A 20,054-nucleotide genomic window follows, 5' to 3' on the forward strand; every position below is an offset into this window, starting at 1 on the left:
TGCTGGTACGGAGGTCGGCTCAGCGGCGTACCGCCTGGTTGCGGCGGGTCAGCCACAGCACCCCGGCCGAGCCGGCGAGCAGGACGGTGCTGCCGAGGGTGCCGAGGGCGACCACGGAGTCCTCGGGTCCGGTCTGCGGCAGCTGCCCGCCGGAGGCGGAGCCGCTTGCGCCGGAGCCGCTCGGGGCCGAGCCGGAGGTGCCGCCGCCGGCCGCGGTGACGTCGAGGGTCAGGGACGGGCCCGGGTGGCCGGCGGGCGTGCACGTGGTCGTCGTACCGAGCGCCTTGATGGTGAGCACACCCGCGGTGAAGGTGACCTTGCCGGTCTTCCCGGGCGTGTACGTGCCGCTCAGGTCGCTGATCTTGATGGGGGTGTCGGCGGGGATCGCCGCCTGGTTGGCCGGGCCCGTGACCGTCAGGGTGCCGCTGTCGGCGCCGCCCAGCACGATGGTGGCGCTCGGGTTCATCGCGCCCTTGCCCAGTTCGACCGGGCTGGAGGAGACGCCCTTCTGCCAGGACATGGTGATCCTGTAGACGCTGCCGCTCCGGACGCCCTTGATGTCGATGGGCGAGACGGCGCTCTTGTCGCCGATCGGCGTCCTGCACTGGTAGTCGATGTCGACGACGTCGGCCCTGGCCACGTGAGCGGCCGTCAGGACCGCCGAGCCGGCCAGGACGGCGGCGGACGCGAGCGCCGCGCTTCGTTTGTGGTACGACACGGTCCCCTCATTCCTGACGGCACATCAGATCGGGCCGTCAAGGTACGCCCGGGGCCTTGGGGAGGGAAGACACAGTGCGCGCGGGATCCGTGGCAATCGGGCGCGCGAGGCGTGTCCTACGAAGAAGGGTTCGAACCGTGGGTAACCGGAGGTCAGCCACCCACGAGGCGACCGAGCCGCGTCACGCGGGTGCGCCGAGCTCCGCCCACACCGTCTTGCCGGCGACGCCGGGGGTCCTGACGACGCCCCAGTCCAGGCAGAGCCGCTGCACGATGAACATCCCGTGGCCTCCGGGTCGTCCGGCGCGGTGCGGGGTACGCGGGGCGGGCTGTCCGGTGCCCCGGTCGGAGACCTCGATGCGCAGCACCTTGTTGTCGCACGCGATCCACAGCTCTTCGGGACCCTCGGCGTGCAGGCACGCGTTGGTGACCAGTTCGGAGACGACGAGCAGCACGTCCTCGGCCGCGGCCCGCTGGTCGGCGGTGGCGGCGGGCAGCCAGCCCCACGCGTACAGCGCCTGGCGGGTGAAGTCGCGGGCGAGCGGAACGACACCGCTCTCGCCCGCGAAGCTCATCCTGCGGACCTGCCGGGCGGAGGAGGACGTCGCCGTCCCGGGCGCACCGGACGAGGCGCCCTCGCCCGACGGGCCCTGCGCGGACGTTCCGGAAGCGCCGCTGGGCTCGGGGCCGCGGTCGCCCGGCGGGTAGGGCCGGGTGGTGCTCATCAGCGCTTCACCTCACCGATTCACCAGTTCACGATTCAAGACTCAGTACGGGGTCGACGCGGTATCCGTCGATTGTTGCTCGTGCCGTGCGTTCGAGGCCCTTTTCTTGCGGCTTCCGCCCTCACCGCCGACATGGTCAGCATGTCTCCTGCCCGACCGGACCGCTGGAACACCCATGGATTCGGCCGGGGACCTGTGACGCGCGTAACGTGCCGATAACGCGGAGGGACCCGGGGCGCGAAGCATCGGCGGCGTCACTCGGCCAGTGCCGCGTCCAGCGTGTCGTGGACGGTGAAGACGGCGTCCGCCCCGGTGATCTCGAAGACCCGGGCCACCACCGGCTGCATCCCCACGAGATGGACCCCACCACCCCCGGACTCGGCCTTCAGCCGGGCGGAGAGCAGGACGTTGAGCCCGGTGGAGTCGCAGAACTCCAGCCTCGAGCAGTCGACGACCAGGCGCGAGAACCCCTTCTCGAGGCAGTCCTCGAGAGGTTCGCGCAGCAGATCGGCGGTGTGGTGATCCAACTCACCCGCCGGGGTCACGACGGCACTCGTGCCTTCTTGTCGCACCTCGACCAGAAGCCGGCCCGACTGTGCGCTGCCGACCGTCCCGCGGTCCATGCCGTCTCTCTCCCGACCGTCGTGGTTGATGCTGGACGCCCTCGAACATTACGCCCTCTGTGCGCCTCTCGGCACCCGAACAACCCTACCAATTCGGACATTTCGCCACAGTACGCACTTGCGAACGGTCAACGAAAGCGGGTAGGCCTAGTAGAGACACTTATTCAACACGGCCGGCTTTGGAGGGCGCCGCACACCGCAGTGCACATATGGGCATCGGCGGCCATATGCCGACAACGATGGAGGACATCATGTCACCCCGGCTCGACGCATCGCAGACCCAGAGGGCGACGTCGACAACCCCCCTGGAACGACCGGACCACGGCTACGGCCTGGCCGACCACGAAGGCCCGACCGGGCCCGACGGCCTCGCCGACCTACCGGAGATTCCCCCGTACGACGAAGTGGGACCGGTTGACGCCCGGGCCCTTTCCAAGACTCTCTTCGAGAGGCTCGAGTCACTCGAAGAAGGCACACACGAATATTCGTACGTGCGCAACACGCTCGTCGAACTGAACCTGGCCCTGGTGAAGTTCGCCGCCTCCCGCTTCCGCTCGCGCAGCGAGCCGATGGAGGACATCATCCAGGTGGGCACGATCGGCCTGATCAAGGCCATCGACCGGTTCGAACTCAGCAGAGGCGTCGAGTTCCCCACCTTCGCGATGCCGACGATCGTCGGTGAGATCAAGCGCTTCTTCCGCGACACCTCCTGGTCGGTCCGTGTCCCGCGCCGGCTCCAGGAACTCCGCCTCGACCTGGCCAAGGCCGGCGACGAACTGGCCCAGAAGCTCGACCGCGCACCCACGGTGGCCGAGTTGGCCGAGCGCCTCGGCATCTCCAACGAGGAGGTCGTCGAGGGCATGGCCGCGTCGAACGCGTATACGGCCAGCTCCCTCGACGCCCAGCCCGAGGAGGACGACTCCGAGGGCGCGCTCGCGGACCGCATCGGCTACGAGGACCACGGACTCGAGGGCATCGAGTACGTCGAGTCCCTGAAGCCGCTGATCGCCGAACTTCCGCAGCGTGACCGGAAGATCCTCTCGCTGCGCTTCGTGGCCAACATGACGCAGTCGGAGATAGGCGAGGAGCTGGGCATCTCGCAGATGCACGTGTCACGACTGCTGTCCCGCACCCTGGGACGCCTGCGGAAGGGCCTCACCGTCGAGGAGTGAGCCCCGCTGCGGTGGGCAGCGAGTGAAGCCTGCCGCGATGCGCGGTGAGTGACGCGCGCCACGTGGCACCTGCCGAGTGGTACCAGCCGCCCGGTGTCCGGCCGAATCCCAGAACTCGACCGGGCACCGGGCGACTTGCGTTCGACAGTCCTCTCACAGGTCGTTCCCCGGCCGTTCATCACCTGCTCACAACGGGTTGCCCGGTTACCCGCGGGAACCCCTTTTCCCGCAGGGTGACTTCCCTCACTATGGTCACCCCATACCGGCCGGTACGTCTGGGTCCCAGGCGTGCCGGCCGGCACACGCGGGCTGCGAGGAGGCAGCGGGATGACCCGGGCGGAGCGGGACGACGAGGACGACGTCGAGGCCGGCGGCGGTATGCACGGTACGGTGCCCGACGCCCGCCTCACCGAACTGCTGAGAACGGACACCCCGACCGCGTATCCAGCTCTGCGCGAACTACGCATGCGCCATCGCACCGCCGTCCTCGGCTACGCACGGCTGTGCACGGTCGACGAGACGGCGGCCCGGCAGCTGACCGCGCAGGCGTTCGCGCTCGCGGCCCGCGACACCGCCCGCGGCGCCGACCCGCGCGGCCCCTGGCGTCACCAACTCCTGCTGCTCGCGGGCCGGGTGACACAGTCCTGGGCGACGGACGAGCGCGCCGCCCGGCTCGATCCTGGGCTGCCGGCGCATCTGCGCGCGGTCGGACCCGAGGGCGTGGCTCCGGCGATGCTGGCGGCGTTCCAGGCGCTGCCGGTCCGGGTGCAGGGGCTGGTCTGGTACGGAGTCGTCGACCAGGAGCCGCCGGAACGCACGGCGGTCCTGCTGGGCATGTCCCCGCAGGACGTGGCGTACGACATCGAACCGGCGTTCAAGGCGCTGCGCGAGTCGGTCCTGAAGACCCGGCTCGCCGGCTCGGGCAACCCCCGCTGCCAGGACTTCCGGCGGCTCATCGAGGAGTCCGTGCGTCCGGACAAGCCGCGCTACAGCGCCGATCTGCACGCCCACATGGCGTACTGCGTGCACTGCGCCACCGCGTACGAGGAGCTGTCGCACCTGCGCGACGCCCCGCGTACGGCACTGGCGGAGGGGCTGCTGCCGTGGGGCGGCGCCGCGTACGTGAGGGGCGACGGGGAGGAGCAGAGCGCGGCCGCCGGGGCCGGGCTCGCCGACTGGTGGCCGTCGCGGCGGTTCGCGCTGGCGGCGACGGCCGTGGGCGTGGCGCTGGCTCCGCTGCTGGTCTACCTGATGGCCTCGGGCGGTTCGCAGCCGGCGCGGGCCGCGAGCGAGATCCGCAGGCCGACGCCGCTGCCCGCCGTGACGGTGACGACGACGGTCTCGGTGACGCCGTCGGCCTCGTCCTCCCCGTCCCCCTCCCCCACTCCGGCGACGACGTCACCGAGACCGACGCCGAGGCCCTCGCGCACGGCGACCACGCACCCGGCGTCCCCGAAGCCGAAGCCCCCCGCTCCGCACCCGCCGAACGGCACGTACGCCCAAGTCGTGAACGTCGCCTCGGGTCTGTGCCTGGACATCCGCGACGGGGTGATGGACCTCGGCACGGACGTCATCACCGCCCCGTGCACCTCGTCCCCGACGCAGCGCTGGCGCGTCGACACCTCGCGCGATGTCCTGCAGTCGGAGGCCGACCCCGCCTTCTGCCTGGACAGCCGCGGCTCCACCTACCGGGGCGTCGGCATCTGGGAGTGCTCCTCGGTCGACGGCCGCAACGGGCAGAACCTGCGCTTCACGGTCGACTCCCGCGGAGTGATCCGCCCGGCGATCGCTCCGGACCACGCGGTGACGCCGTACGGCGGCGACACGGTGTTCCTGATGTGGGACCAGGGCGGCGACGAACAGCGCTGGAAGGCGGGCGCCGCCTGACGGCTGATGGCGGCTACCTGACCGCTGGGGTCCTTCGTTTGGATCAGGCCGGATCAGGGAGCGGGGCCTGGTGCCGTGCATCGCAAGGCGGAGGAGGGCGCCATGGCGGAGCCATGGCAACCGACGACAACGCGTCGAGGCGCGGTGCCAGGCCCCGCGAGCCCGGCATGATCCAAACGAGAGGCCCTAGGCGACCCTACGGCCCCGCCGCCACACCTCGTCGACCAGGGGCACGCCCGGGCGGTAGGCCAGGTGGACGTGGCTCGGGGCGTCGAGGAACGCCAGGTCCGCGTAGGCGCCCGGGGAGAGGCGGCCGACGTCCGTGCGGCGCAGGGCGCGGGCCCCGCCCGCCGTGGCCGACCAGAGCGCCTCGTCCGGGGTCATCCGCATGTCCCGCACGGCGAGCGCGATGCAGAACGGCACGGAGGACGTGTAGGACGAGCCGGGGTTGCAGTCGGTGGACAGGGCGACCGTGACGCCCGCGTCGAGGAGGCGGCGGGCGTCGGGCCACTCGGCGCGGGTGGAGAACTCGGCGCCCGGCAGCAGGGTGGCGACCGTGTCGCTGTTCGCGAGGGCGTCCACGTCGGCGTCCGTCAGGTGCGTGCAGTGGTCGGCGCTGGCCGCGCCGAGTTCGACGGCGAGCTGCACGCCCGGGCCGTACGACAGCTGGTTGGCGTGGACCCGCGGGTGCAGGCCCTTCTCCCGGCCCGCGGTGAGGATCGCGCGGGCCTGGTCGCCGTCGAAGGCGCCCTTCTCGCAGAAGACGTCGATCCAGCGGGCGTGCGGCGCGCAGGCGTCGAGCATCTCGCCGGTGACCAGGGCCACGTAGGCGGCCGGGTCGTCGGCGTAGTCGGGGGAGACGATGTGGGCGCCGAGGTAGGTGACCTCGTCGGTGTGCGCGGAGGCGATCCGCAGGGCGCGTTCCTCATCGTGGACCGTGAGGCCGTAACCGGACTTGGTCTCCAGGGTGGTGGTGCCCTGGCGGAGGGCCTCGGTGAGGTGGCGGACGAGGTTGGTCTCCAGTTCCGCGTCCGTCGCGGTCCGGGTCGCCGCCACCGTGGTGCGGATGCCGCCCGCCGAGTAACCGCGGCCCGACATGCGGGCGTTGAACTCCTCGGTGCGGTCGCCCGCGAAGACCAGGTGCGAGTGGGAGTCCACGAAGCCCGGGATCACCGCGCGGCCGTCGGCGTCGACCCGATTGTCAGTGGCGGGTGCTTTGCTCGACTCACCGGTCCACGAGACGCGGTCGCCGTCGATGACGAGGGCCGCGTCCCGGATCAGTCCAAGGGGGGACCTGTCACCGAGGGAGGGGTCGTTGGTGACCAGGCTGGCGATGTTGCTGATGACGGTGCTGCTCATGAGTTCCTCGTGGGTGGCCGGGCCGTCGGCGGGCGGCGTCGCGGACGTGTGGCTTCGGGTCGTCAGGCGCGCAGGGCTTCGACGGCGTCCGCCAGCGCGCGTGGCACGTCCGGTACGAGCAGGTGGGCTCCGTCGCGGACGACGTGCCGGCCGCCCACGACCGTATGGCGCACATCCGCTGCCGTCGCGGCGAATACGGCCGTCTCGGCGCCCAGCCGTGGCAGGGGCCCCGCGGTCCTGACCGAGTCGAGCGCGATCGTCGTGAAGTCGGCGAGCGCGCCCGGCTCCAGGGCGCCCGCGCCGTCCCAGCCGAGCGCGGCGTGCCCGTCGGCGGAGGCGGCCCGCAGCAGGGCTGCCGCCGTCCAGTGGCCGCGGGTGCGGGTGCGCAGCCGCTCGTTCAGCTCCATCGCACGCGCCTCCTCGAACAGGTCGATGACGGCGTGGCTGTCGGAGCCGAGTGACAGCGGCGAGCCGGCCGCCTGCAGGGCCGGGGCCGGACCGATGCCGTCGGCGAGGTCCCGCTCGGTGGTGGGGCACATGCAGGTGCCGGTGCCGGTGGAGCCGATCAGCTGGATGTCCTCGTCCGTGAGGTGCGTGTTGTGCACCCCGGTGGTGCGCGGCCCGAGGACGCCGTGGTCGGCGAGGAGCCGGGTCGGGGTGCGGCCGTGTGCCTTCTGGCAGGCGTCGTTCTCGGCCGTCTGCTCGGACAGGTGCACATGCAGCGGGGCCCGCCGCTCCTGCGCCCAGCGCGCCACCGTCGCCAACTGTTCGGCGGGCACCGCCCGTACGGAGTGGATCGCCGCACCGATCCGTGCGTGATCGCGTTCCTTGAGAACTGAACAGCGTTCGGCCCAGGCCTCGGCCGTGCCGTCGGAGAAGCGGAGCTGGTGGGTGTTGGGCGGCTGTCCGAAGCCGGCGGACAGGTAGGCGGTGTCGAGGAGGGTGATACGGATGCCGGCCTCGGCGGCGGCCGCGATCAGCGCCTCCCCCATGGCATTGGGGTCGGTGTAGGGGGTGCCGCCGGGGGCGTGGTGCACGTAGTGGAACTCGCCGACGGCGGTGACCCCGGCCAGCGCCATCTCCGCGTACACGGCGCGGGCGAGCGCGTGGTACGTGTCGGGGGTCAGTCTGTCCGCGAACGAGTACATGACCTCCCGCCAGGTCCAGAAGGTCCCCGAGCCGATCTGGACGGTGCCGCGCAGGGCGCGGTGGAAGGCGTGGCTGTGGGCGTTGGCGAGCCCGGGGAGGGTCAGCCCGCGCAGGACCTCGGCGCCGGGCGGTGGGGCGTCGACGCCGGTGCGGACCGCGGTGATGCGCCCGTCGGCCATCTCCAGGGCGACCCCCGGCTCGACGGCCGGGTCGAGCCAGGCGTGCTCCAGCCAGTACGTCCGTGTCACCTGCACACCAGCCCTTCCAGTACGTCGGCGAGTGCGGCCACCCCGGCCAGGCAGTCGTCCTCGGCGGCGTACTCGGCCGGGGAGTGCGACACGCCCGTGGGGTTGCGCACGAACAGCATGGCGGTGGGGATGCTCCCGGAGAGGATCCCGGCATCGTGTCCCGCCCCGGTCCCGAGGACGGGCACGGTCAGGTCGGTGTCCCGGCCGAGGATGCGGGCCAGTTCGTCCCGCAGGGCGTGGTCGAACTCGACGACCGGCGTGAACGACTCGCGCACCACCTCCAGATCGACACCGTGTGCCTCGGCGCACTCCCGGGCCGCCTTCTGGATGCCGCCGAGCACGGTGTCGAGGCTCGCCTGGTCGGCGGCACGGGAGTCGAGCCAGCCACGGACGAGGGACGGGATCGCGTTGACCCCGTTGGGCTCGACGGCGATCTTCCCGAAGGTGGCGACGGCACCGGCGAGTTCGGCCTCGCGACGGGCGGCGAGCACGGTCTCGGCGTACGGCAGCATGGGGTCGCGCCGGTCGGCGAGCCGCGTGGTCCCCGCGTGGTTGGCCTCGCCCCGGAAGTCGAACCGCCACCGGCCGTGCGGCCAGATGGCACTGGCGACCCCGACGGCGTCCCCGCCGATGTCGAGCGCCCGCCCCTGCTCGACGTGCAGCTCGACGAACGCGCCGATACGGCCGAGCCGCTCGGGATCGGGCCCGATGGCGTCGGGGTCGTACCCGGCGGCCTCCATGGCCCGCGGCAAGGTGACCCCGTCTCCGTCGGTCAGCCGGTGGGCCTGCTCGCGGGTGAGCTGCCCGGCGGCGAGCCGCGACCCGACGCAGGCCAGCCCGAACCGGGCGCCTTCCTCGTCGCCGAAGTTGACGATGCCGAGGGGCTTGGCGAACCGGACGTTCCTGCGCCGAAGCTCGTCGAGCGCGGCGAAGGCGGACACGACCCCGAGAGGCCCGTCGAAGGCCCCGCCGTCGGGCACGGAGTCGAGGTGGGACCCGGTGACCACGGCATCCCCCTCGGCGGGGTCGCCGAGCCACGCCCACTGGTTCCCGTTCCGGTCGACTTCGTGGACCAGCCCCCGCGCTTCGGCCTGCTCCTCGAACCAGGCCCGGCACTCCGCGTCGGCACCGGTCCAGGCGAAGCGGCGGTAGCCACCGGAGGCGGAGTCGCGGCCGACCGGCAGCAACTCCGCCCACATGCTGTGGAAGGTCACGCGTCGTCACCCTCGCGCATCGGAACCCGAACGCCCCGATCCTCGGCGACGGACTCCGCGATGTCGTACCCGGCGTCGACATGCCGGATGACACCCATCCCGGGGTCGTTGGTGAGCACCCGGCGGATCTTCTCGCCGCCGAGCCTGGTGCCGTCGGCCACCGTCACCTGTCCGGCGTGGATGGACCGGCCCATCCCCACGCCACCACCGTGGTGGATGGACACCCACGACGCGCCGGACGCCACGTTGACCATGGCGTTCAGCAGCGGCCAGTCCGCGATCGCGTCCGACCCGTCGAGCATCGCCTCCGTCTCGCGGTACGGCGAGGCGACGGACCCGCAGTCGAGGTGGTCGCGGCCGATGACGATCGGCGCGCTCAGCTCCCCACTAGCCACCATGTCGTTGAACCGCTCTCCGGCCTTGTCCCGCTCCCCGTACCCGAGCCAGCAGATACGTGCCGGAAGCCCCTGGAAGTGGACCCGCTCACCGGCCATCTTGATCCAGCGCGCGAGGGACTCGTTCTCGGGGAAGAGCTCGAGGATCGCCTTGTCGGTCTTCGCGATGTCCGCCGGGTCGCCCGACAGCGCCGCCCAGCGGAAGGGGCCCTTGCCCTCACAGAACAGCGGCCGGATGTAGGCGGGGACGAACCCGGGGAAGGCGAACGCCCGCTCGTAGCCCGCGAGCTGCGCCTCGCCGCGGATCGAGTTGCCGTAGTCGAAGACCTCCGCACCGGCGTCCATGAAGCCGACCATGGCCTCGACGTGCCGGGCCATCGACTCGCGCGCGCGGGTGGTGAAGCCGGCCGGGTCCTTGGCGGCGTAGGCGGCCATGTCCTCGAAGGCGACGCCGACCGGCAGGTACGACAGCGGGTCGTGGGCCGAGGTCTGGTCGGTGACGACGTCGATGGGGGCGCCCATGGCGAGGAGCTGCGGGACCAGCTCGGCGGCGTTGCCGAGGACGCCGATGGACAGCGGACGGCGGGCGTCGCGCGCCTCGACGGCCAGCTGGAGTGCGTGCTCCAGGGAGTCGGCCTTCACGTCCAGGTACCGGTGCTCGATGCGGCGCTCGATGGCACGCGGGTCGCAGTCGATGCAGATCGCGACGCCGTCGTTCATGGTGACGGCGAGCGGCTGGGCGCCGCCCATGCCGCCGAGCCCGGCGGTCAGGGTGATGGTCCCGGCCAGCGACCCGCCGAACTTCTTGGCGGCGACGGCGGAGAACGTCTCGTAGGTGCCCTGCAGGATGCCCTGGGTGCCGATGTAGATCCAGGAGCCGGCGGTCATCTGCCCGTACATCGTCAGGCCGAGGGCCTCCAGGCGGCGGAACTCCTCCCAGTTGGCCCAGTCGCCGACGAGGTTGGAGTTGGCGATGAGGACGCGCGGCGCCCACTCGTGGGTCTGCATGACGCCGACGGGGCGGCCGGACTGGACGAGCATGGTCTCGTCCTGCTTGAGCGTCTTCAGCGTGCGGACCATCGCGTCGAAGGAGCGCCAGTCGCGCGCCGCCTTGCCGGTGCCGCCGTAGACGACGAGCTTGTCGGGGTGCTCGGCGACCTCGGGGTCGAGGTTGTTCTGCAGCATCCGCAGGGCGGCCTCCTGCTGCCATCCCAGGGCGCTCAGTTCGGTGCCGCGGGGCGCTCGGACGGGGCGGGGTCCTGACATGGTCTGCCTCCTGGTGGACGGCGTCACGCGGCGGGGGCGCGCGGGACTGTTGCAGTGGTTATTCACATCCTGACCTTCTGAATAGAACTAGTCAATACGTCCTTGCGCCAGCAGGGCGCGGGCCGGGATGTTTGGCTGGATGCATGACCGCAGACGGTGACACGGGGACGGGGGACGCGGTGGACGTGGTGAACATCGGGACAGGGGAGCACGGCGACGACCGCACTGCCGAGCGGATGGCGCGGCGGGACGACGCCGTACGGACCGCCGTCGAACAGGGGCTGCTGGGGCCGGACGCCCCGCTCGCCGGCCTGCTGGACGTCACGGGCATCCGGGACTCGGCGGCGGCGCTGCGGGCGGCCTTCGACGCGGTGGTACCGCCGGGGACGCCGGTGCTGCACGCGTTCGCGGTCAAGGCGACCCCGCTGGTGCCGGTGCTGCGGCTGCTGCGGGAGGCGGGCATCGGCGCCGAGGTGGCGAGTCCGGGCGAGCTGGCGCTGGCCCGGGCGGCCGGGGTGACCCCGGAGTGCATCGTGCTGGACTCGCCCGCCAAGACGGCGGCCGAGCTGCGCCGTGCGCTGGAGCTGGGCGTCGCCGTGAACGCGGACAGCCCGCAGGAGCTGTCGCGGCTCGACGAGCTGGTCCGCACGGTGAGGACGGACTCCCCGCTGGGGATCCGGGTGAATCCGCAGACCGGGGCCGGTTCGATCCAGGCGCTGTCGACGGCGACGGCCACCTCGAAGTTCGGGGTGGCGTTGCGGGACGAGGGGGCGCGCGAGTGGGTGGTGCGCGCCTATGCGGAGCGGCCCTGGCTGACGCGGCTGCACGCACACTCCGGCTCTCAGGGGGTGCCGCTGTCTCTGATGGCGCGGGGCATCGCGGAGACGTACGCGCTCGCCGAGGAGATCAACCGGCACGTCGGGCGCCGGCAGATCGACACGATCGACATCGGCGGCGGGCTGCACGTCAACTTCGGCTCCGATGTCACGACGCCGACGTACGCGCAGTACGCGCGGCTGCTGGCGGAGGCGGTGCCTGGGCTGTTCGACGGGCGGTACGGACTGGTCACGGAGTTCGGGCGGTCGCTGCTGGCCAAGCACGGGACGCTGGTGGCGCGCGTGGAGTACACCAAGAGCGCGGGCGGCCGGGCCGTCGCGGTCACGCACGCGGGGGTGCAGGTCGCGGTGCGGACGGTGTACGCGCCTGCGTCCTGGCCGCTGCGGATCGCCGCCTACGACGCGAAAGGGCGCCCCAAGGAGGGAACCGCGGTGGTGCAGGACGTGGCGGGACCGGCCTGCTTCGCGGGCGACCTGCTGGCCGAGGCGCGGGCGCTGCCGCTCCTGGAGCAGGGCGACCACGTGGCGGTACTGGACACCGGCGCGTACTACTTCGCGCACCACTACGCCTACAACTCCCTTGCCCGGCCGGGGGTGTACGGCTACGCGCCGGACGGGGACGGCGGGATCCGGTTCGCCGTCGTACGGGAGCCGCAGTCGGTCGAGGAGATCGTGGCGGAGTCGGGCGGGGGGCGCGCGGGAGCGCTGTCGGAACTCTGAGGAAATCGCGCACCCTCCCCGGCGCCCCTCCGGTATGCACGCGGCCCGCATACCCGCACGTCAGCGAGGAGCAGCCTCAGTCGCACCCAACACCTCGGCAAACGAGGTCAGTTGACCCACCTTAGTGGTCCCGCGCATGTTCCACTGGAAAATGCCAGATCCCTCACCCCTCGCGCACACGTTGCGTAGCGTCTGTGTCACTCAGCCGTACCCGAGGCGGGAGGGGAGCACCGCTGTGCCCGGAATCGACGAGTGTCTGCTGGAAGCCATGCGCCTGCCCGGGGCCCGGGGTGCCGCGGTGGTCGACTGGACGAGCGGACTCGCGCTGGGCACGGTCGGCGACGCACCCGGCGGTGACCACGAGACGACGGCGGCGGAGGCGGCGGAACTGGCCCGGCTGGCCGCCGAACACCGCGCGTTCGCCCCGGAGGGGGATGCCGACTGGTCCGAGGACGCCTGCCCGGTCGAGGACCTGATCATCGCCAACCGGGACAGCTACCACCTGCTCCGCTTCGTCCCGACGACCTTCGACAGCAGCGTCTTCCTGCACCTGTGGCTGGCGCGCCAGGACGGCAACCTGGCCCTCGCCCGCATCCGGCTCGGCGAGATGGCGGGACGGCTGGTGCTGGAATGACGATGGTCAGAGTCCCCTCACCGCCCCCGCTGCCGGTACGGCAGGGGACGCGGATCCCGGGCGGCGGCCTGTCCCCCATGCTCAGCCGGCTCGCCGCCGAGCGGGCCACCGGGGTGCTGATGCGCGAGGGCGGCATGCTCCACCTGTCCGAGGGCCAGGTGGTGTACGCGGAGAGCCCCGCGACCCCGGGCCTCGACAGCCTGCTCATCGCGCACGGCGTGCTCGACGAGGAGGGCTGGCGGGAGGCGCTCGCGCAGGCGGGGCCCCAGGGGCTGGTGGGCCGGTTCCTGGTCGACACCGGCCGGATCGTCCAGGGAGCGCTGGAGCTGTGCCATCTCGGGGCGCTGTTCGACGCGGCGTACTTCGTGCTCGGCCCGAGCAGCGCCCCCGCCCGCTTCCGCTACGGCGAGGCCCACTGGCTGGGACCGGTGCACCCGGTTCCGGTGACCGCGGTGGAGCGGGAGACGCTGCGCCGCCGGGACCTGCTCCACACCATCTGGCCCGACCCCGCGATCGACGAGGCCCCCCTGGTCCGCGCCGACCGCCCGATGGTCCCGACGGTCCCGCCCCGCCAGGAAGCCGTACTGGGTCGCGTCGACGGAACACGTACGGCGGCTGACATCTCACGAGCACTGGCCCGCCCGGCGTTCCACACGCTCGTGGACATAAGGCGCCTGGCAGCGGCGGGGTTCGTATCGCCTCGCATCGCCGCGCCGACACCAGCCCCTGCACCGGTTCCGGCACCGGCACCGGCACCGGGCGGCGTACCACCAGCGCCCGCCGAAGAGTTGCTGCCCTACCAAGACCCCCACATCACCTTGCTGAAAAGGCTGAGAGATGCGCTGGAGGCCCTTTGACCGCCCCGCGCGGCAGCGACCTCGCGCCGAGAGGAGACAGCTGATGACAGCCGAGGCGGACGTCCTGGACGAACTCCGCCGACTGAGATCCCGCATCCCCCAGCTGACCGGCTCCCTCGCCGCCAGCGTCGACGGACTCGTCCTCGCGCAGGACGCGCCCGGCGTCGAACCGGAAGGCGTCGCCGCGCTCACCGCGGCCGCGCTGGGCGTCGCCGTACGGCTGGCGCAGGCGACGGGACAGGGCGACTTCCGCGAGGTGCTCGTCCGCGGCGTCCACGGCTACGTGGCCACGTACGCCGCGGGCCGCAACGCCGTCCTGACGGTACTCGCCCAGGACCGCGTCAACGTCGGCCGGCTGCACCTGGAGGGCCGCCGTGCGAGCGCCCGGATCGGCGAGTTGGTCGACGAGGCCGCCGCCCGCGCCGAGCCGCCACCACAGCCCCCGCCCCATGGACCCCCACCCAGCCCCCACCCACCAGGCCCGCACCCACGCGGACCCGCACCGCGCGCACCCCCGCGAGCCCACGTCCGGCCGCGAACGCGCGAACCACCACCGAAAGTTGAAAGGACTCATCCCGAAATGGCCAACACCGAAACCGCGCTGAAAGAGGCGCTCGCCTCCATCGAGGGTGCGACCGGAGCCGCGCTCGTCGACTACACCAGCGGCATGGCCCTGGGCACGATGGGCGGCAGCAAGAGCTTCGACCTCACCGTCGCGGCCGCCGGCAACACCGACGTCGTACGGGCCAAGCTGCGCACCATGGAACACCTCGGCCTCAAGGCCCAGATCGAGGACATCCTGATCACGCTGACCGACCAGTACCACCTGATCCGGCTGCTCACCGGCCGCGGCGGCAACGGCCTGTTCCTCTACCTCGTCCTGGACGCCAAGCGGGCCAACCTGGCGATGGCCCGCCACCAGCTGAAGAAGATCGAGGAAGAACTGGAGGTCTGACCCTCCGCCCGGCCGCTCCCGCACCAGTGCCCCGACAGGGGCGCTAGACCAGCTCAGCGGTACGGCGGCGCGCCCCGCCCGGGGCCGCGTCGCCGGCCGCGATGCCGGTGCTGCGGTAGCCCTTGACCTGCTTGCCCGCGGGGCCGCCGCCCCGGCGGCCCAGCCAGTCGACGCGCACCCACAGCAGCACGTCGTCGGCCTTCTCCCGCCGCCCGAGCCAGGCGGCCTTCAAGCGCAGCCCGGCGCCGGTTCCGGCGAGCAGCATGCCCCCGGCGGCGGGCACCGCCAAGGAGCTGCCGAGCGCGGCGGCGAAGGCGGCGAGCAGCCACCAGCGGTGCCCGCGCCGCCAGGTGCGGACGGTGACCGCGCGGTCCTGGAGGACGTCGTACTTCCCGGCGCGGGCGGCAGCGCCGGCGAGGGCGGCGTACCGCTTGCGGCGGGACCGGGCGACGACGGCGGTCGCGACGATGAACAGCGCCGCCCCGGCCAGGACGCCGATCCGGCGTCCTGTCACACCCGGCACGAGCACCCCGATCCCGGCCGCGAACACCCCGAGCCACCACAGCGGTGCTGCCCCCGCCCGCACGACGACGGCCACCCGAGCCAGTCCCTGTCCTCCGCGCACCACGTCCGGCCTCCCGTCTCCTCCTGTGAAGCGCCTCAGTGCAGGGAGGCTAGCGAGGGAACCTGAGACGAGTCTGAAAAACCGCGGGCCCAGGGCGTGCGGACCGGGCTACTCGACGAACAGCCCCCGGGCCGCGGCCCGCGTGTCGAACTCCTCCAGGCGCGCCTGGGCGTCCGGCAGGTCGTCGCACATCGCTTCGAGGAGGACCCGCCCGAGGAGCATCGGCGCACAGGCCGTGTCGAAGGCGAGCCCCGTACCGACGGCGGCCGGCAGCAACAGGTCGGACACCTTGGCCACGGGCGCGAACGCCGAGTCGGCGACCGTGACCACGGTCAGGCCCGCCTCCCTGGCATACGCCAGCGTGTCGACGACCTCGCGCGGATGCCGGGGCAGCGCGAAGCAGAGCAGCGCGCTCGCGCCCGCCCGTACGGCCGCGTCGATACGGTCCTGGAGCATCGTGCCGCCCTCGTCGAGCAGCCGGACGTCCGGGTGGACCTTGGCCGCGAAGTACGCGAAGCCGTACGCCTGAGAGGCCGCGGCGCGCAGGCCGAGCACCGGAAGGGGGCGCGAGGCGGCGAGGATCCGGCCGGCCTTGTGCACCGGCTGCGGGTCGGCCAGCGCCTCCGCCAGATGCCTCAGGTTCTCCATCTCGGCCTCGACGGCCTGCTGGTACTCGTTGTACGCCCCGGCGCCCGCCGTCTGTTCCGGGGGCGCGACCTCGCGCAGGTGCCGGCGCAGCGCCGGGTAGCCGTCGAAGCCGAGAGCGACCGCGAAGCGGGTCACGGACGGCTGGCTGACCCCGGCGAGTTCGGCCAGCTCCACGCTCGACAGGAACGGCACGTCGGCGGCCCGTCGCACCATGCTGTGCGCGATGCGCCGCTGGGTCGGCGTGAGCCGGTGCCCCTCGAAGAGCGCCTGCAGCCGTGTGGCAGGGCTGTCGGCCACGCTCATGACGTGCTCCCCCTCCCAGGGTCCGTGATCACCGCCCGACTATTCAAGCACCGAGAACCCTGCATGGCGATATGCAAGCCGGCCGTCCGCCTCCGCACTGGTACGGCCGGAACTGGCCCCCGCCACGAACCGGCGACCCCCTGACGGTGTCGGCTCGGGCCGACGGATCCGGCGCGGGGCACCACCGGCCGCGGCCGTCAGGACGGCTGTCTATCCGCGATCCGAACTCGGCTCGGCAGTGTCACCTGAGGTCGTTTCGGCTTTCGTGTGGAGGATCTCGCGGGCCTGGTCCGCTGCGCGGACGAGGCTCTCGGAGACGTAGTCGAGGAAGCGGGCGGTGTTCTCGAGGCGGGCGCCGGCCGGGGTGCCGGGGCCGAGGATGCCGACGCCCTGCCGTGCGGTCTCGGCGACCTGGGCGGTGGCCCGGGCGCTGGACATCATCGCCTGGTACATGACCTCGTCGTCGACGACATAGCGCTCACGGCGGCGTTCGTCGCGTTCCCGGCGCACGAGTTCCTGGCTTTCGAGGAACGCGATGGCCTTGGAGACGGACGCCGGGCTGACCTGGAGGCGCTGGACGAGTTCGGACGCGGTGAGGCTGCCCGCGTCGCTGATGGTGAGGCAGGCCATCACCCGCGCCATCATCTGGGGCGTGCCGGACTGCATGAAGACGGTGGTGAGCGTCTCCTCGTACGCGCGCACGGCCTCGGGATCGCGTCCGTAAGCCTGCGGTGGCGCCTCCGCACCGCGGGGCGCGGCCTGCCTGCGGCGGTGGGCGCGGCGTTCCGTGGCGCGATGGGCGAGGTCGGCGCGGTAGGCGTTGGGGCCGCCGTTGCGCATGACCTCGCGGGTGACGGTCGAGGTCGGACGGTCGAGACGTCTGGCGATCTCCGCGTAGGCGAGCCCGTCGGCCAGCCCCAGCGCGATCTGCTGGCGTTCCTGCTGAGTGAGCCTGCCGCCCGGCATCGCGGCCTCCTTCGTGGTGCTCGGTGGGTCCACTATAGCGTTCACCCTCACCCCATTGCAACGAACCGCATGAGGTTGTTGCGTTAGCCAGCATACCCATTGCAACAATATTACTCTTCCTGCCTGCATTGATGCCGTTCATTCGCAACGAGTTTGTTGCCAAGTCCTCGAACGCAACGTAGCGTTTCCAATGTCAGAAACAACGAGCCCACAGGAGAGCGTCATGCAGAAGTTCGACACCCCCGCCCCGGTCTCCGCCGTCCTCGACATCCCCGCGGGACGCATCCAGTTCATCGCCGCCGACCGGGCCGACACCACGGTCGAGGTCCTGCCCGCCAATGCCGCCAAGAGCCGCGACGTGAAGGCGGCGGAGCAGATCGAGGTCGCCTACGGCGACGGCGTCCTGCGGATCGCGGCCCCGGAGGCGAAGAACCAGCTCTTCGGCCCTTCCGGGTCGGTCGAGGTGACCGTCCAGCTGCCCGCCGGGCTCCCACGTCGAGGCGAAGGCGGCAGGCGTTGAACTCCGGGTCGTCGGCCGCCTCGGCGACGTCGCCCTCGAAGGCGCGTACCGCCAGATCAAGATCGACGAGGCCGCGAGCGTCCGCCTCACCGCGCTCGACGGCGATGTCGAGGTCGGCCGGCTGGGCGGCTCCGCTCAGATCAGCACCGCACGGGGCGACATCCGGATCGCCGAGGCCGGGCGCGGCACGGTCGTGCTGCGCACCGAGTCCGGCGGCATCTCGGTCGTCGCCGCCGCCGGCGTCTCGGCCGCCCTGGACGCCGGCACCGGCCACGGCCGCATCAGCAACGCGCTCAAGAACGACGGCACCACCGAACTCGACATCCGCGCCACCACCTCCCACGGCGACATCACCGCCCGCAGCCTGTAGATCCGCAGTCAGTAATAGGGGGCACCTCTCATGACCAACCTGGCCATCGCGGCGAACGGACTGCGCAAGTCCTACGGCGACAAGGTCGTGCTCGACGGCGTCGACCTGGCCGTTCCCGAAGGAACGATCTTCTCCCTGCTCGGCCCGAACGGCGCCGGCAAGACCACCGCCGTAAAGATCTTCTCGACCCTGATCAGCGCTGATGCCGGCGTGATCCACGTCGGTGGCCATGACCTGGCCACCGACCCCCAGGCGGTCCGCGCCGCGATCGGGGTCACCGGGCAGTTCTCCGCCGTCGACGGCCTGATCACCGGTGAGGAGAACATGCTCCTCATGGCGGACCTGCACCACCTCTCCCGCCGCGAGGGCCGGCGCACCGCCGCCGAGCTGCTGGAGCGCTTCGACCTCACCGAGGCCGCGAAGAAGCCGGCATCCACCTACTCGGGCGGCATGAAGCGGCGCCTCGACATCGCCATGACCCTGGTCGGAAGCCCGCGGATCATCTTCCTCGACGAGCCGACCACCGGCCTCGACCCACGCTCCCGCCACAACATGTGGCAGATCATCCGCGAGCTCGTCTCCGACGGCGTCACCGTCTTTCTCACCACGCAGTACCTGGAGGAGGCGGACGAGCTCGCCGACCGTATCGCCGTGCTCGACGACGGGAAGATCGCCGCCGAGGGCACCGCCGAGGAGCTGAAGCGGCTCATCCCCGGCGGGCACGTGCGACTGCGCTTCGCCGACCCGGCCGCGTACCAGAGCGCCGTCCTCGCCCTGCGCGAGGTCACCCGGGACGACGAGGCACTGGCGTTGCAGCTCCCCAGTGACGGCAGCCAGCGGGAGCTGCGCTCCATCCTCGACTGGCTGGACTCGGCCGGCATCGAGGCGGACGAGCTGACCGTGCACACCCCCGACCTCGACGACGTGTTCTTCGCCCTGACGGGCGGCGGCGACGTCCCCGACCAGTCCAAGGAGACCGTCCGATGAGCTCTTTCTCCCTCGCCGTGCGCGACTCGTCCACGATGCTGCGCCGCAACCTGCTGCACGCCCGGCGCTACCCGTCCCTCACGCTGAACCTGCTGCTCACCCCGGTCATGCTGCTGCTGTTGTTCGTCTACATCTTCGGCGACACCATGAGCGCGGGCATCGGCGGCGGCGGCGCCGACCGCTCCGCATACATCGCCTACCTCGTGCCGGGCCTGTTGCTGATGACCATCGGCAGCACCACGATCGGTACCGCGGTGTCCGTGTCCAACGACATGACCGAGGGCATCATCGCCCGCTTCCGCACGATGGCGATCCACCGCGGGTCCGTGCTCGTCGGGCACGTCGTCGGCAGCGTGCTGCAGTCGATCATCAGTGTGGTCCTCGTGGGGGCCGTGGCCGTGGCCATAGGCTTCCGGTCCACGAACGCCACGGCCCTGGAGTGGATCGCGGCGTTCGGGCTGCTCACTCTGTTCGCTCTGGCGCTCACCTGGATCGCGGTCGGGATGGGCATGGTCAGCCCGAACGCCGAGGCCGCCAGCAACAACGCGATGCCGCTGATCTTCCTACCGCTCATCTCCAGCACCTTCGTCCCGGTCGACGCGATGCCGGGCTGGTTCCAGCCGATCGCCGAGTACCAGCCGTTCACGCCGGCCATCGAGACCCTGCGCGGCCTGCTGCTCGGCAGCGAGATCGGCCACAACGGATGGCTTGCGATCGCCTGGTGCCTGGCGCTGACCGTCCTCGGCTACCTGTGGTCGAAGTCGGTGTTCAACCGCGACCCGAAGTAGCCGACACGAGCACGCGGGCCGCCTCCACTGCCCGATCCCGCCCGAGGGCGGCGTACACCGACACCGCGTCGGCCGTACGTCGCCCCGTCG

At 71.9% G+C, this 20,054-nt stretch carries 18 protein-coding genes and 2 pseudogenes; 10 read left to right on the forward strand and 10 right to left on the reverse strand.

Annotated elements, in window-relative coordinates; translation table 11 throughout:
• Nucleotides 1–19: 19 nt before the first annotated feature.
• The 3 genes from N8I84_RS16830 to N8I84_RS16840 all read right to left on the reverse strand — a co-directional run bounded on the left by N8I84_RS16830 (nucleotide 20) and on the right by N8I84_RS16840 (nucleotide 2,065).
• A complete protein-coding gene (locus tag N8I84_RS16830; RefSeq protein ID WP_263230294.1) occupies nucleotides 20–718 on the reverse strand; it encodes an LPXTG cell wall anchor domain-containing protein in 699 nt (232 codons plus the stop codon).
• Nucleotides 719–899: 181 nt separating this feature from the next.
• Nucleotides 900–1,442: an ATP-binding protein gene (locus N8I84_RS16835; protein WP_263230295.1), complete on the reverse strand. Its 543-nt coding sequence runs from the start codon at nucleotides 1,440–1,442 to the stop codon at nucleotides 900–902.
• 254 nt (nucleotides 1,443–1,696) lie between these two features.
• Nucleotides 1,697–2,065 (reverse strand): STAS domain-containing protein, encoded by a 369-nt coding sequence (locus N8I84_RS16840; RefSeq protein WP_263230296.1) that lies wholly within the window; start codon nucleotides 2,063–2,065, stop codon nucleotides 1,697–1,699.
• Between the two features lie 239 nt (nucleotides 2,066–2,304).
• Between N8I84_RS16840 and N8I84_RS16845 the strand changes: the two genes are divergently transcribed.
• Both N8I84_RS16845 and N8I84_RS16850 read left to right on the forward strand, forming a co-directional pair.
• Entirely contained in the window at nucleotides 2,305–3,237 is a 933-nt protein-coding gene (locus tag N8I84_RS16845; protein WP_263230297.1) for an RNA polymerase sigma factor SigF, read from the forward strand.
• Between the two features lie 327 nt (nucleotides 3,238–3,564).
• Nucleotides 3,565–5,124: an RICIN domain-containing protein gene (locus N8I84_RS16850; protein ID WP_263230298.1), complete on the forward strand. Its 1,560-nt coding sequence runs from the start codon at nucleotides 3,565–3,567 to the stop codon at nucleotides 5,122–5,124.
• Between the two features lie 186 nt (nucleotides 5,125–5,310).
• Here N8I84_RS16850 and hutI read toward each other — a convergent pair whose 3' ends face one another.
• The 4 genes from hutI to hutU form a co-directional block, all read right to left on the reverse strand.
• Nucleotides 5,311–6,483, reverse strand: coding sequence for an imidazolonepropionase (gene hutI, locus N8I84_RS16855; protein WP_263230299.1), 1,173 nt, complete (start codon nucleotides 6,481–6,483; stop codon nucleotides 5,311–5,313).
• 62 nt (nucleotides 6,484–6,545) lie between these two features.
• Complete coding sequence (locus N8I84_RS16860; RefSeq protein ID WP_390898904.1) at nucleotides 6,546–7,886, reverse strand: formimidoylglutamate deiminase; 1,341 nt, start codon at nucleotides 7,884–7,886, stop codon at nucleotides 6,546–6,548.
• Nucleotides 7,877–9,094 carry an allantoate amidohydrolase gene (locus N8I84_RS16865; protein WP_263230301.1) on the reverse strand — a complete coding sequence of 406 codons (1,218 nt, stop codon included), beginning with the start codon at nucleotides 9,092–9,094 and terminating at the stop codon, nucleotides 7,877–7,879. The genes N8I84_RS16860 and N8I84_RS16865 overlap by 10 nt, the downstream gene beginning before the upstream one ends.
• On the reverse strand, nucleotides 9,091–10,755 hold the full coding sequence (hutU, locus tag N8I84_RS16870) for a urocanate hydratase (protein WP_263230302.1): 1,665 nt from the start codon (nucleotides 10,753–10,755) through the stop codon (nucleotides 9,091–9,093). Before hutU ends, N8I84_RS16865 begins: the two co-directional genes overlap by 4 nt.
• Before the next feature lie 143 nt (nucleotides 10,756–10,898).
• On the opposite strand from hutU, the gene N8I84_RS16875 reads away from it, so the two are divergent.
• The 5 genes and pseudogenes from N8I84_RS16875 (at nucleotide 10,899) to N8I84_RS16895 (ending at nucleotide 14,757) form a co-directional block, all read left to right on the forward strand.
• Nucleotides 10,899–12,311 carry a type III PLP-dependent enzyme domain-containing protein gene (locus N8I84_RS16875; protein WP_390898905.1) on the forward strand — a complete coding sequence of 471 codons (1,413 nt, stop codon included), beginning with the start codon at nucleotides 10,899–10,901 and terminating at the stop codon, nucleotides 12,309–12,311.
• Nucleotides 12,312–12,546: 235 nt separating this feature from the next.
• Nucleotides 12,547–12,945 carry a hypothetical protein gene (locus tag N8I84_RS16880; RefSeq protein ID WP_263230303.1) on the forward strand — a complete coding sequence of 133 codons (399 nt, stop codon included), beginning with the start codon at nucleotides 12,547–12,549 and terminating at the stop codon, nucleotides 12,943–12,945.
• Nucleotides 12,942–13,802, forward strand: a complete 861-nt coding sequence (locus N8I84_RS16885; RefSeq protein ID WP_263230304.1) for a transcriptional regulator — start codon at nucleotides 12,942–12,944, stop codon at nucleotides 13,800–13,802. The genes N8I84_RS16880 and N8I84_RS16885 overlap by 4 nt, the downstream gene beginning before the upstream one ends.
• Nucleotides 13,803–13,845: 43 nt before the next feature.
• Nucleotides 13,846–14,073: pseudogene (locus N8I84_RS43135) on the forward strand (roadblock/LC7 domain-containing protein); the annotation flags it as partial.
• Between the two features lie 309 nt (nucleotides 14,074–14,382).
• Nucleotides 14,383–14,757 carry a roadblock/LC7 domain-containing protein gene (locus tag N8I84_RS16895; RefSeq protein WP_200423554.1) on the forward strand — a complete coding sequence of 125 codons (375 nt, stop codon included), beginning with the start codon at nucleotides 14,383–14,385 and terminating at the stop codon, nucleotides 14,755–14,757.
• A 43-nt stretch (nucleotides 14,758–14,800) separates the two neighbouring features.
• Here the strand turns inward: N8I84_RS16895 and N8I84_RS16900 are convergent, their stop codons facing one another.
• The 3 genes from N8I84_RS16900 to N8I84_RS16910 all read right to left on the reverse strand — a co-directional run bounded on the left by N8I84_RS16900 (nucleotide 14,801) and on the right by N8I84_RS16910 (nucleotide 17,299).
• Nucleotides 14,801–15,385, reverse strand: coding sequence for a hypothetical protein (locus N8I84_RS16900; RefSeq protein WP_263230305.1), 585 nt, complete (start codon nucleotides 15,383–15,385; stop codon nucleotides 14,801–14,803).
• Nucleotides 15,386–15,490: 105 nt separating this feature from the next.
• Entirely contained in the window at nucleotides 15,491–16,333 is an 843-nt protein-coding gene (locus tag N8I84_RS16905; protein ID WP_263230306.1) for a MurR/RpiR family transcriptional regulator, read from the reverse strand.
• A 210-nt stretch (nucleotides 16,334–16,543) separates the two neighbouring features.
• Complete coding sequence (locus N8I84_RS16910; RefSeq protein ID WP_263234788.1) at nucleotides 16,544–17,299, reverse strand: helix-turn-helix domain-containing protein; 756 nt, start codon at nucleotides 17,297–17,299, stop codon at nucleotides 16,544–16,546.
• 223 nt (nucleotides 17,300–17,522) lie between these two features.
• Between N8I84_RS16910 and N8I84_RS16915 the strand changes: the two are divergent.
• From N8I84_RS16915 to N8I84_RS16925, 3 genes and pseudogenes are all read left to right on the forward strand, one after another.
• Nucleotides 17,523–18,189 (forward strand): annotated as a pseudogene (locus N8I84_RS16915) (DUF4097 family beta strand repeat-containing protein).
• A gap of 30 nt (nucleotides 18,190–18,219) precedes the next feature.
• Entirely contained in the window at nucleotides 18,220–19,176 is a 957-nt protein-coding gene (locus N8I84_RS16920; protein ID WP_263230307.1) for an ATP-binding cassette domain-containing protein, read from the forward strand.
• Nucleotides 19,173–19,964 (forward strand): ABC transporter permease, encoded by a 792-nt coding sequence (locus tag N8I84_RS16925; RefSeq protein ID WP_263230308.1) that lies wholly within the window; start codon nucleotides 19,173–19,175, stop codon nucleotides 19,962–19,964. Before N8I84_RS16920 ends, N8I84_RS16925 begins: the two co-directional genes overlap by 4 nt.
• The last annotated feature ends 90 nt before the right edge of the window (nucleotides 19,965–20,054 follow it).

The organism is Streptomyces cynarae, from assembly GCF_025642135.1.
Lineage (GTDB): Bacteria > Actinomycetota > Actinomycetes > Streptomycetales > Streptomycetaceae > Streptomyces > Streptomyces cynarae.

Excerpts from the sequence above, each read along its gene's own strand:
- N8I84_RS16835 (WP_263230295.1), bottom strand. The coding sequence starts at position 1,442 with ATGAGCACCACCCGGCCCTACCCGCCGGGCGACCGCGGCCCCGAGCCC.
- N8I84_RS16840 (WP_263230296.1), bottom strand. The coding sequence starts at position 2,065 with ATGGACCGCGGGACGGTCGGCAGCGCACAGTCGGGCCGGCTTCTGGTC.
- N8I84_RS16845 (WP_263230297.1), top strand. The coding sequence starts at position 2,305 with ATGGAGGACATCATGTCACCCCGGCTCGACGCATCGCAGACCCAGAGG.
- N8I84_RS16850 (WP_263230298.1), top strand. The coding sequence starts at position 3,565 with ATGACCCGGGCGGAGCGGGACGACGAGGACGACGTCGAGGCCGGCGGC.
- hutI (WP_263230299.1), bottom strand. The coding sequence starts at position 6,483 with ATGAGCAGCACCGTCATCAGCAACATCGCCAGCCTGGTCACCAACGAC.
- hutU (WP_263230302.1), bottom strand. The coding sequence starts at position 10,755 with ATGTCAGGACCCCGCCCCGTCCGAGCGCCCCGCGGCACCGAACTGAGC.
- N8I84_RS16875 (WP_390898905.1), top strand. The coding sequence starts at position 10,899 with ATGACCGCAGACGGTGACACGGGGACGGGGGACGCGGTGGACGTGGTG.
- N8I84_RS16885 (WP_263230304.1), top strand. The coding sequence starts at position 12,942 with ATGACGATGGTCAGAGTCCCCTCACCGCCCCCGCTGCCGGTACGGCAG.
- N8I84_RS16895 (WP_200423554.1), top strand. The coding sequence starts at position 14,383 with ATGGCCAACACCGAAACCGCGCTGAAAGAGGCGCTCGCCTCCATCGAG.
- N8I84_RS16905 (WP_263230306.1), bottom strand. The coding sequence starts at position 16,333 with ATGAGCGTGGCCGACAGCCCTGCCACACGGCTGCAGGCGCTCTTCGAG.
- N8I84_RS16910 (WP_263234788.1), bottom strand. The coding sequence starts at position 17,299 with ATGCCGGGCGGCAGGCTCACTCAGCAGGAACGCCAGCAGATCGCGCTG.
- N8I84_RS16920 (WP_263230307.1), top strand. The coding sequence starts at position 18,220 with ATGACCAACCTGGCCATCGCGGCGAACGGACTGCGCAAGTCCTACGGC.
- N8I84_RS16925 (WP_263230308.1), top strand. The coding sequence starts at position 19,173 with ATGAGCTCTTTCTCCCTCGCCGTGCGCGACTCGTCCACGATGCTGCGC.